General features: G+C 50.8%; 7 protein-coding genes and 3 pseudogenes. 7 read left to right on the forward strand and 3 right to left on the reverse strand.

The window, feature by feature from the left end:
• The first annotated feature begins 26 nt into the window (after nucleotides 1-26).
• Together DXT74_RS23030 and DXT74_RS12260 are read left to right on the forward strand one after the other, a co-directional pair.
• A pseudogene (locus DXT74_RS23030) lies at nucleotides 27-977 on the forward strand (IS3 family transposase).
• Between the two features lie 1,923 nt (nucleotides 978-2,900).
• Nucleotides 2,901-3,014, forward strand: a pseudogene (locus tag DXT74_RS12260) (transposase); the annotation flags it as partial.
• A 32-nt stretch (nucleotides 3,015-3,046) separates the two neighbouring features.
• On the opposite strand, the pseudogene DXT74_RS12265 reads toward DXT74_RS12260, so the two are convergent.
• A pseudogene (locus DXT74_RS12265) lies at nucleotides 3,047-3,826 on the reverse strand (IS5 family transposase).
• A 349-nt stretch (nucleotides 3,827-4,175) separates the two neighbouring features.
• Here DXT74_RS12265 and DXT74_RS12270 point away from each other — a divergent pair.
• The gene (locus DXT74_RS12270) at nucleotides 4,176-4,967 is read left to right on the forward strand and encodes an ABC transporter substrate-binding protein (protein WP_194426085.1); all 792 of its coding nucleotides are present in this window, start codon (nucleotides 4,176-4,178) and stop codon (nucleotides 4,965-4,967) included.
• A gap of 209 nt (nucleotides 4,968-5,176) precedes the next feature.
• On the opposite strand, the gene DXT74_RS12275 is transcribed toward DXT74_RS12270, so the two are convergent.
• The gene (locus DXT74_RS12275; protein WP_194426086.1) at nucleotides 5,177-5,596 is read right to left on the reverse strand and encodes a hypothetical protein; all 420 of its coding nucleotides are present in this window, start codon (nucleotides 5,594-5,596) and stop codon (nucleotides 5,177-5,179) included.
• 637 nt (nucleotides 5,597-6,233) lie between these two features.
• Nucleotides 6,234-6,443 carry a hypothetical protein gene (locus DXT74_RS23210; protein WP_317647351.1) on the reverse strand — a complete coding sequence of 70 codons (210 nt, stop codon included), beginning with the start codon at nucleotides 6,441-6,443 and terminating at the stop codon, nucleotides 6,234-6,236.
• 368 nt (nucleotides 6,444-6,811) lie between these two features.
• Between DXT74_RS23210 and DXT74_RS12285 the strand changes: the two genes are divergently transcribed.
• The 4 genes from DXT74_RS12285 to DXT74_RS12300 are packed head-to-tail and all read left to right on the forward strand — an operon-like array spanning nucleotide 6,812 to nucleotide 11,680.
• The gene (locus DXT74_RS12285) at nucleotides 6,812-7,780 is read left to right on the forward strand and encodes a site-specific integrase (RefSeq protein ID WP_196783756.1); all 969 of its coding nucleotides are present in this window, start codon (nucleotides 6,812-6,814) and stop codon (nucleotides 7,778-7,780) included.
• Nucleotides 7,780-9,456 (forward strand): hypothetical protein, encoded by a 1,677-nt coding sequence (locus DXT74_RS12290; protein WP_194426088.1) that lies wholly within the window; start codon nucleotides 7,780-7,782, stop codon nucleotides 9,454-9,456. Before DXT74_RS12285 ends, DXT74_RS12290 begins: the two co-directional genes overlap by 1 nt.
• A complete protein-coding gene (locus tag DXT74_RS12295; protein WP_194426089.1) occupies nucleotides 9,453-11,342 on the forward strand; it encodes an integrase in 1,890 nt (629 codons plus the stop codon). The genes DXT74_RS12290 and DXT74_RS12295 overlap by 4 nt, the downstream gene beginning before the upstream one ends.
• A complete protein-coding gene (locus tag DXT74_RS12300) occupies nucleotides 11,339-11,680 on the forward strand; it encodes a TetR/AcrR family transcriptional regulator (RefSeq protein WP_194426090.1) in 342 nt (113 codons plus the stop codon). Before DXT74_RS12295 ends, DXT74_RS12300 begins: the two co-directional genes overlap by 4 nt.
• The last annotated feature ends 48 nt before the right edge of the window (nucleotides 11,681-11,728 follow it).

Here is an 11,728-nt window from a genome sequence, read left to right on the forward strand (position 1 = left end):
TAGAGTCCAATCAACCTCACACGGAGATTGGACATGAAAAACGATTCACGGAAGAACAAATTATCGGGTTTATGAAGCCGGCTTAGCAGTGAAGGAGCTGTGTCGGCAGCATGGCTTTAGCGACGCCTCGTTCTACAACTGGTGAGCTCAGCTCGGCGGCATGGAGGTTTCAGATGCCAAAAGGCTGAAGGAGCATGAAACCGAGAATGCCCGGTTGAAGTGCTTGCTGGCCGAGGCTATCCTGGACGCCGAGGCACTTAAAGTTGCACTCGGGGTAAAGCATTGACCCCGCAGTAGAAGCGTGAGGTGGTGAATCGCGAAGGTGTGCGGGCGAACCACAAGCGGGTCTACCGGCTGTATCGTGAAGCGGGCTTGATGGTTAGGCGACGGAAGCAGCGTCATGGCGTGGCCGTGGAACGAGAGCCCTTGGAAAGACCAGATCGGTCCAATGCGGTGTGGTCGATGGACTTTGTATCGGAAGCGCTGGCCAATTGTCGACGCATCAAGGTGATCAATATCGTGGATGATTTCAGCAAGGAGTGCGTTGCCGTGGTCGTCGATTACGGGATCTCGGGGCACTACGTGGTCCGGACTGAAGCAGGAAGCCCGATTCCGGGGATGCCCGGTCACGATCAGAACGGATCAGGGCCCCAAATTTACCGGCAATGGGCTGGACTAGTGGGACAGCAGCAAGGGCATTCAGCTGAAACTGACGCAGCCAGGCAAGCCCACACAAAATGCCTACATCGAGAGCGTCAACGGGCGCTTACGAGATGAATTGCCTGAACGAGCACTGGTTCATGAGTCTCTCGCATGTTCGGGCCGAGCTTGCGGTGTGGCGCAAGGATTACAAGGAAACAAGACCACACTGCTCGCTGCACTATCAAACACCTGCAGCATTTGCAGCGGGCTTCGGCATGGGGGAACCAGCGGAGGAGGAGCAGGAGTTTTTAACCGACTTTACTAAGAGCGGCTAACAAAAATCAGTGTTACGGCTGAGGCAAGGCGCGCCGACGCAGGCAGTACTTGAGTACGGCAAGTCTGCGCAACGCAGCATCAGGAATTTTGTTAGCCGCACTAAGTAGGCCTTAGTCCTAGTCCTGACGGAAGGTCAGGAGTCCTTAGATACTTACAGTAAAGTTGGTATTTAAGATAGCGGATTTTTGGATTTTACTAAATTTAAGTGCCCACTGATTTTTTTGTTCGCGGTTTTGTTTAATTATAAAGATAATGCTTTTGAAATTTAAAAGCAGATTATCCGTTTTAGGGCGTCAGATGGCGTGACAGTAGAAGTACTTCAAGGAGAGTCTATAACTCTCCTTTTTTTTATTTAAAAGCTTGGTGCGTGTTTTTTTACAATAAAAATAATATTAAATTTTCAAATATATGCACAGTTAAATGGCACCAAAGTAGCGGTCTTAAGCGATATTATCTGCACGTAAAATTCTCTCAGCTTGCAGTTGACTAGTTGTCCTAATGATTAGTCAGCTGCTGCAAAGTAGTTGAATTCTTTAACCTGGAGATCTAGGCGTTACAAAACCTAATGCTCGGTTTGTTTCTAAGCCGGTATTATCTCTAGGTATAGTGTGTGAATTATTTGGGGGCTCATTTTAAAGTTGACCTGCTTGAAGTTAGGTGATGTTTTCAGTATTGTAAGATTGATGAAATGAGACTTGTTGCAGGTCAAGAAAAATTTATTGGAATTTAACAGTTACAACTACAGTCTGGTTGCCCCCCAAAGACTTAACTGTGGTCATCGTTAAATTAGATCTAATGTCTATGTGGGCAAGAGGTGCTCTTAGAACGTGTTTACGATCTTGCGAGGTAAGGGTGAAAAATGGCCAAAACCGTTGAGAAAGCTGAATGTACAAGCGGTATATGACCATTTCGAAGCGGTTGTCAATGTCGTCTCGCCGCAGTGCAGCAGGTCATAAACAGGTTCTTAGATGCACCTCTGGGAATCACGCCGGTACGATAACAGTGTTACCGAGGTGAGTTGAACATCAGCTGGTATTCAGATGATTTTGAAGTAATTTGCGATAATGACGATAAGCTTTGTATAACGTTTATCTCAGGCTGCTATGAACATGAGACTCCCTATGATGGTCGGCTCTGCAGGTAATCGGAGCGATAATATATAGAATTTCATGTTCGAATCTGAAAAAAGACGCTATCTGGGTAATCAATTATCACCAGTGGCACAGCAAAAACAACGCTTCAGCCGATACAGCAGAGACTGCCCAATAATATAAACCGATGCTTGGCCTTGAGTCGTTGAGAACACCTGTAGTGCAGCTGAAAAAATATAAAATATTCTAGGTATGCAGAATGCCATGATCTAGGTTATGAAGTTTTTTCAGAATAAATGGTAGTAAATTATGTAAAAAAAGTTAATTATATGGAAAATGTTATGCTAAATGTCCGTAAGATAGTTATGGTATGGTCGGTGTGCGCAACAGTTGGCTTTCCTCTAATTTCTTCAGCCAGTGATGCTACTCGGTTGTTGGATTTGGATGTTTCTTGCCGGCAAAAAAATTGTATGCTGCCAGAGAACGGGAAGGACTACAAGATAAGAGTGAAAGAGGTCGTGCAGTATGTGGAAGTAAGGGGAAAAGATACTCTGTCCCAGAGGCAATATCTTAACGTTTTATCGACTGAGGGTCACTGGTATGCTTTAAGTTTTTGGGCGCTGCCGATAGTCTTGAGTTCAATGGATAGTTCCGAGGAGATATCGTTTCAATGTGTAGAGACTTCACCCCAGTACTGGGATATATTAGCGAGACGGTTTTGCATGGTGTCAAAACGGGCAGTGGGAGTTAAGCGAGTTGGTGGGGCTATGTGACCTTCCCCTCGGCAGGTATCCCAAGAATTCGTTAGTATGAAAGCTCAAAGAAGCCAGCATGCGTAAGTCCAGTTTCACCGAAGAACAAATCATCTCCATCCTGAAAGAAACCGAAGCTGGCTTATCTATGGCCGACTTGTGCCGCAAGCATGGCATCGCAGATACCACGTTTTGTAAGGCCCGCTAACAAAACCTGTCGATAAATCACACACAGATCAATGAGAAAGCCAGCTTGAGAAAAGCGTAATGCGTATCCAGCCGCCGCTCGAAGCGGATGCGCAATTTCCCGAAGCCTGCTAGCCATGAATGGGTAGTCTATGACCCAAGGGCAGCGACCCAGTCTTTCGCTGCTTTCCACTTCGCGATGGGCAATTCGCACCAAGATTCTGCGCCAGCTCAGGAGTTCACGGCAACGGCGGTAGTCGTAGCCTTTGTCGGCATGCAGCGTGTATGGCTTTTGCCTGGGCCGCCCTGGCAAACCAGGAACGGCAGGAATCGCATCGACCAAAGTTTCGAAGACTATGGAATCGTGCCGATTGGCGCCGGTAATACACAGCGCCAGTGGTAAACCTCGGCGATCTACGATGATGTGCCGCTTGCTGCCGCATTTACCTCGATCGGTGGGGTTGGGACCGGTCTCTTGGCTCCCCGGGGGCTGGCAACGCTAGCCCCGTCAATGCTTGCCCGGCTCCAATCAATTTGATCGTGTTGGCGCAGGTGTATCAGCAGGACTAGGTGTAGGCGATCCCAAATGCCTAGCGCTTGCCAATCCCGCTGTCTTCGCCAGCAGGTCATCCCGTTGCCAAAACCGAGCTCCTGTGGGAGGTCCTCCCAAGGAATGCCGGTAGTGAGAACAAACAAGATGCCGTTGAGGGCGGCAAAATCATCCAACCGCGGCCGCCCACCCCGGCGGGAGCGCGGCGGTGGGGAGAGTAGCGGCTGCAATGACTTCCAAAGCTTCTGGCTGACGACTTTTCGTTTCATCTTCGCCAAATGCGGGTATACGTATCCGGCATCAAGAGGTTTTGTTAGCCGCTCTAAGTAGGTCTTGGCCCTAGTCCTGAGGGCAGATCAGATTAAAAAATTAATTACCGTGTTTGCTCCGTTTTTTAGCTTGGCATTTACCAAATGCTAAGCTAAATTTTGGGAAGATAAGGCCTAAGCAAGCCCCCAAACCTTCTCGTAAAGTAGCAGTTTTGCTACCTGAAAGTGTGCAACCGAGGACTCTAATTATGCTGTAAGGTAGGACTCAGAAAGGAGATGCGGGAAACCGGCTACGTGATGCGTAGCACCCTACCCATCCACCCCTTGAAGGGTGATCCCGCGCAAACTGATGAAGTTGCAATTTTTTTACATGCTGCCATTTACAATCATGCTGTTCACAAAGGCACATGCAGCAGAGGTGAGTATCGGCATGGTTGATTTTTGTCCATATATGTGCGTTGGCACAGCTAATAAAGGTTTCATTGTGGAAATCGTGGAGCAAGCGTTCAAAAAAAACGGTATTGCGGCAAAATTTACTGTTAAGCCCTGGGCGCGCGCTGTCGCAGATACACGAGTTGGCAAACTTGATGGACTTTTAGCACCAGGAAAAAATGAGGCACCAGGCCTGATGTTCCCCGAAACGCCGGTTGCAGTCCAGCAAAATTGCTTTTATGCCAAGTCCACAAGTCAATGGAATTATCGTAGCTTTAATGATGTAAAAAACGGTACATTTATCAGTTATATCGGATTTGGAAACCGGTTGGACTTGGAGAAATCAATTGGAGTTGGGGTGTATAAAAAAAATTTCTTGGAATTTAATTACGACAACAATTATATGTCTCGCGCAGCTAGCATGGTTAACGCCAACCGTGCTATTGCTATGTGGGCAGACCCTATCAGTTTTGAAAAAACTAAGCAGGATGGCAACAAACTACTAAATGGCCTGAAAAACAAAGGTTGCATATCATCATATTACCTATATCTAGCCTTTCCACCCACATCTGTGCGACGCATTCCAGAATTGGTGAATTTATTTGAAGATGGCATAAGTAAATTGAAAAGATCTGGTGAACTTAAGGCTATCTACGAAAAATACCATGTTTCTAATTTAGCATATCAAAAAGAGCAAGTCTTTCACTGAGGGACTGGGCCTTTTCGCTTGACTTCCTCCAGGACTAGGTGTCCAGTCCCGGACGATTGCTGACCCGCTTCCTGAAACCGTTCACTGTCGGATAGGCAAGCAGACCGCTCGGTTGGTTGGAAGGAAGTCAAATTAACTCCGGACTCTAAAAGTCTTGTTACTCATATACTGGGGTGTCGGTGTTGCCTTGCCCTCTAGAAGAGAGGGCGTCAAACGCTCACGCTGAGTCCTGCTGTATTGCCAATAGCGGCACCTGACATTGACGACACTTGAGTGTAGGCCATGGCTGCTTTATCCGATAATCCTTGACTATATTGCATGGAAGGGAGTTGTTTTTGCAGCAAACTCACGGTGTTCGTACTGGGAAAGCTAAAAGCATGAAAATTAGCACTGCTTGCCTCTGCGGCCGAGGTAATGGCATTTGTTAACAAGGAGTTTAGTTGCTGATTAAAATTCAATCCATATCCTTTGTTTAGTGCGTTTAGGATGAGGAGGACCGTTAATGGATCTAGCTGCTTCTTCTCAGTTTTTTTGGGGAGAGTAATGAGAGGGGCTGCTTGTGGGCATTCCCATGTGTTATTTTTGGTAAAATTAAAGTTGGAAGAGGTTGATATGTTATTAACAATCATAAATTGAGTTCAATGTAAACTAGAGCTGCTTGGTCTTCGCATGCTGGGTCATGCTCGTTTAGTTAAATGTTCGTGCAAACTGCTGTTTGCGGCCTATTTTTAAGTATTTAATTAAAGTGGAGTGATATAAATTATAATGGCATATTTCTTGTCTTTTTAGAGTGTGCTTAAATGAATTTTTCGATGTCAACATCTAGGTTAATATAATATGCTAACTACTCTGTGATAATCAGGTTTCCCCTAAAGTTGAAGGGGCGCACTGGCAGCAGCGGCCGCTTGAGGCGATATGCGCCATCGTCTACTTCGATGCGCTACGCCCGCTTTCGCGCTGTTTTGATGAAGATTCACGCCTCTATAAAAACGGACAGCTCCACCTCCCGGCAAGGTCTGACTGTCAAATCGGAACTTCCACAAATAAAAAAAAGGAGAGCGAAGCTCTCCTTAAAAACGCTGCTACCAATGCAAAAATTGACACTTTGGATTACATAGCCTACTTATTAAAACTCAACAAGCTTTTTTATTTAATTATCTAAATAGCAATGCGACAATAAAATCAGAGAACACTTAATTCTTACGGCGCCACCCAAGACCATGCCATGAAAATATTTGACAGGGCGGGCAACTCCAACACTTCCACTCAACTTAACCTCCTGGCCTTTCCCTGCTTGCAGCCCCTATCGTAATTCAGCGATCTGGACCGATTGAAATGGTATTTCCCGGAACTCGACAAGTAAGGCGCGCTCATGGGGACGCCCAAAGCCTTGGCCTCGGCCGAGCGCGACACGATGCTGCCGTCGCTGTTGAACAACACGACAATGGGCAAGCCGGCCAGACCAGGGTTGAACACCCGCTCGCAGGAAGCGTAAAAGGAATTGTTCAGGGGCTTGCGAAAGATTACCAATCTAGTATTTTAAAAACAATAAGTTACGCAGCATACTTGTCGGTCGACGAGTAGGTTCTAGCTTCGTAGTTTTAACCTCCACGAAAACCTATGGGGAGCAAGGGTATCTGCATCGTCAAGACCCGGGTGCCAGGCTAATGGAGCTAGTGTGGGCAACCAAAGATTTAGTCATTGCTGGCCGTCCATATCCAGGCTTTCCCGTTTTGCTTTGGGACTCGATGGAAAGCTGTGTCCCTGCCAATGAGTTCTTTCGTCACTACCTGTTACGCGGTGCTATTGGGTCACGGAAGTCTTGGCCAAGCACGGGGCGAGCGTTGTACGACTTTTTCAGCTTTCTTCAAGCCCATGACCTCGACTGGCACGACGTGGACCGTGGCGAGGCTAAGAGCATCGTCGCGGCTTACCGAGACTATTGCTTGGATGAATTCAACCTGGCCCCCTCAACTACCCGACAAAGGTTGCACTATGTATGCAAATTCTACGAGTTTGCACAGCAGCAAGGATGGGTTGGCAGATTGCCGTTTAGTTATGAAGAAAAGGTGGTCAAACGTACGCTAGGCTTCCTTGCCCACGTCCATGCTAGCGGTGGCAAAGCCATGGTGAATAACATCATGCCGCGTAAGCATCGCGAACTTCCGAAGTTTCTGAGCATGCATGAGATCAAGGCGTTATTGGCCACGGCAGAAAACCCTCATCACCGCATGATGATTCGGCTCGGGCTTCAGACTGGCCTGCGCCGGGAGGAAATCGCCACCTTCCCGCTTGCGTACGTCTTCGATCCTGACGCGGCAGGCAGGAAAGAGCGCAATATCCAAATTCACCTCAATCCTTATGATGGGCACGGTATGCGTACGAAGGGTAGCAAGCCCCGCGACATCTATGTCAGTCGCCGTTTCCTCTCGGATCTGCACCGTTACGTAGTGCAGGTGCGCGGTGAGCGAGCCACCCTAAGCCAGACGAGGCACAAGCCACTATTCCTAAACCAGCTCGGGGAGCCTTACGCAGATGGAGGCAAACGAATCGAACGCATCGTCCGGGAAATCGGCAAGCGAGCCGGCGTCCGCGTCCATCCGCACATGTTGCGACACACCTACGCGACGCATACCCTGCTTGCGCTTCAGCGAAACCGCAGCAGCGTGGAACCACTGGTGTTCGTACAGCGGCAACTTGGCCATAGCTCGATTCAGACGACGATGGTGTACCTGCACCTGATCAACGAAATCGCCGACGAGGCTGTCTTGGCCTACGACGATGAATTGCACGGCGAGTTGGATACGGTCTGATGGGCAAGCGCAAGGTATTTAGCAAGACCGATCTTAGTGTCCCTCAGGTCGAACACTCTCGTGAAGGAGCAGGTCGTATCGTCGTGCTCTCTGGAGAGATTCCGCCAGCCAAAACCACAGTTTCGTTCGGGCGAAATGTCACACGGATGCAAAAATTCGATTTCGCACGCTGGTACGCCAGAGGGATCGATCCGATCACCTATGCGTGCCAGCGGCAGATCGAGCGTTTCTTGGTACGACAGGACGACGTGATTGAGGCAACTACCGTAGCAAGTCACTGCAAAGGCGGTTTACGCCACTTCCTCGACTATCTGGTGTTGCGAGCTACCTCGCTGAACCGTGGGCTGACCCTGGCTGATATCGACCGAGCTTTAATTGATGACTTTCTTGGCTACCTCTCGGACCTTGGTATCTCTCCGCATAGCCAGAGGGGCCATTACTCTAATGCGAAGTCCATCCTGAATGCGTTAGGCCGGCGCGGGCTGTTCCCACTCGTTACAGCTGGTGACGATGCAACTTTCCCACGAAATCCCTTTCCGAACATCGGCCCCCATCAGGGCGAGACACCTCTGCCTAAACGCCAACGGCAGGCGCTCGCCATGGCACTTAGGCAAGCAGTCATGCCGATCTTCCATGACGACGTACAGGTCACGGGCGAATTACTGGCTTACGCGCTGCTGACCGTTGCGCTACATACTGGACGCAACGCTACGCCGCTCCTAGAGATGGGGGCTGATTGTTTGCACCCTCACCCCAAGGATGGCAGTGTCTTCATGGTCCTAAGAAAACGCCGCGGATACACCTCCTCCAAGATTGCGCTGCGTGGAGAGAGTGGCGCTGAGCGCTGGCAGGAGTCCACTCCCACAGTTAAAACCAATGTCGAGCGCTTGGTCCGGCGTGTACTTACGCTCGGCGAATCGCTGCGCGCGGAGGCCCCAGGCGATTTCAAGGAACGTGTATGGCTGTATCGTGTGCATCGAGGTTCTGGTCTTGGCAGGGTTATTGCACTGAATGGCGGGACGGTAGCACAGGCAATCAAGAAACTCGTGGCTGAGCACGGCCTGACCGATACCGATGGCCAGCCGCTACGTATCAACATTTCACGGCTGCGCAAGACCTTCGCCAACCGCATTTTTGAGTTGCTGGAAGGCGACATAGCAACCACGGCCATCGCGCTTGGCAATACGCCTCAGGTTACTGGAAAAAATTATTTGGCCCCTAGTAACGATGCAAAGCGTAACTGGCAGTTCATGGGTAAGCTCCTAGTCGAAGAGCTGATGACCGGCCGCATCGGCGCAACCTACCACACTACCGCCATGGGGCGCTGTAGCGATCCAGTCTATGGACAACACGCCCCGAAACAAGAGGGGGCAACGTGCTTCTCGTTCCTCAACTGTCTGCGCTGCAAGCATTACGCAGTGACAGGAGATGATCTGCACCGCCTGTTCAGTTTCTACTTCCGCGTACTTGCGGAGCGAGCGCGAATGAACAAACGTCGTTGGGAGAGGGAGTACGCGCATATCCCTCGATTGATTGACAACTACATTGTGGCCGAGGGGCTTCGACGTGGGGTCTTCAAGCCGGCGACTGTCGAAACCGAACGCGAGCGAGCGCGTCGCGAAGCGCATCCGTTCTGGTCGTGTGATGCGGTGGACAATCTAGGAGTCTTTGCATGAGCGGCAGCACCGCGGCCTTACGTTCCCCAGCGATCACCGAACTACAGCAGGTCGACGTACGCGGGCTGGCTGATCGCGACCGAGATGCACTCATTGTGACGGCTCTTCAAGTCGATGAACATTGGGTCACCCTCAATCAATATGGTGACGACATCTGGCGGCTCGACGGCTTTTCTAACAATGTATCGGACAACTTACGCCGGATCGACTTTAGTCGGGTGCCTGATCCATTTCGAGCATTGATGAAGGCGGTTCTGTATCGCTACCTACGACGTGGCCTTGAGGGGCAGAAGCGGCCCAAGTCAGGTACTGTGCGCAATTTCTTTGAAAATACGCTGCCCTTTCTACGGTATCTGTATGCGCTCAAACTGAGCCATTTCGGCGCGGTAACGCCCTTGGTCTGTACAAACTATGCTGCCGAGTGCAGGTCCCAACTACAGACTCGTCGCAGCCGAGGCCAACCGTTGTCAAGAGAGGCCCTTAGTCGTCGTTTCGGAACGATCGAGGCACTCTATGAACTGAGCCAATACACCCATGACCCAATCCCTCTGCACCCCTGGCCCGACACCTCCGCGAGTGCCATGGCAAGCTACTGGAGCACCCGCAAGCAGGGCGGCAAAACACCCCTGATGCCGGATGAGGTGTTCTGCACCTTGTTCAAGAGCGCCGAAGAGCAGATTCAGTGCGGTAAGGCCCTGCTTGATCTCCGTGATGCACTCGCGGCCGTCGCCATTGCGCGCAGAATGCAGGATCGTAGAACCGTCATCGAGGCTAAAAACCACTGCCTCTCAACTTTGGGCTGGGAGGGCGGTTTAGGCGCTTTCAATCAGGCAATCCTTGATCTACGAGCCGCCTGTTACATCGTGCTGGCCAGCACATCCGGGTGCCGCAACCACGAACTGGCCAACTTACAATCGGGCGCCCACCACCGTACCGAGGACGACGAGGGTACGATTTATCACTGGATGCGCTCCAAGTCGGATAAGACCGACACGGGTATCCACGACTGGATGATTCCAGAGGCTGCAGTGCGTGCATTGCGGCTAATTGAGCGCTGGGCCGAGCCTTACCAAGCCTTGATAGCTACCGAGATCGTCGAGCGGCGAAGGATTGACCCACGTGATCCAGAAATTGCGAAAGCGCAGAAACATCAGCATGCACTTTTTATTGGGATGACTGCTACGAAGGGCAACCAAGTTCGCACCCTGTCAGGTGGCACATGGAACAGAGTGCTCAAGGCGTTCGCCCATAGCAATGGCGTGAACTGGAACTTAGCCAGTCACCAATTCCGCCGCAAATTCGCCAACTATGCTGCGCACAGCCAATTCGGTGACCTCCGCTACCTGCGCGAGCACTACGCGCACTGGTCTATGGACATGACTCTGGACTATGCCATGGACAAAGGTTGGGGGCTGCACCTCGATCTCGAACTGTTCAGTGACATCCGGGCAGAACACGAGGATATCAAGCTTGGTGTCGTAGAAACCTGGCTGGGTGACGAACTACTTGCGGGTGGCTACGGCCGCTCGATTAAACGCTGGCAGCGTGATCCGGCGAATCTCGCCATCTTCAAGAGCCATGCTGTGATGTTAACCTCAATTGCGGAGAGCACCGCGATCCGCAGTAATGGCCACTCATGGTGTACCGCAAGTGACGACCGTTGCATCGGCAACACCCTAGAACGAACCCGCTGTGCAGACTGCAACAACGCGGTGATCGGGCGCCCCCACGTTGGCATTTACCAGCGTCTCTATGACAACTTAAAGGGGCTGCAGTATAGCCGCGACATTGGTGATGGTGGCCGCCAGCGCGTTTTGCGCGATTTGGAGCGCTGCCGTGACGTATTGGTGCAGCTTGGATACAACCCGGAGGCAAACGTAGTATGACAACTAACCGCAAGCCCTCGGATGTGCGTGAGCGGGATTTGCAACTTGCGCTCACCCGCATCCAGCACGGACGGGCACATGAAACGAAAGTCAGCATCGCCGCTGTTGCACGGGAGGCGGGCGTTTCAACGGCACTGATCCACAACCACTACCCCAGCATCGCCGAAAAAATTCGCGAAGCTCAGGGGCGCTCCAGCCGTATTCAGCGCGATGTAAAACACCAGGAACTCCGCGCCAAGGTCGCTAGCCTCGCGTCCATCAACGAGGTTTTGATATCCGAGAATCAGGTTCTAAAGGCAAAGCAGAGTGATCCCAAGGTAGTCGATCTGAGCTCGTGATTATTCTTGCACACCTCCCCAAATGGCACATAGAACCCCAAGTTACAG

The organism is Chromobacterium sp. Rain0013 (genome assembly GCF_015291765.1).
Lineage (GTDB): Bacteria > Pseudomonadota > Gammaproteobacteria > Burkholderiales > Chromobacteriaceae > Chromobacterium > Chromobacterium haemolyticum.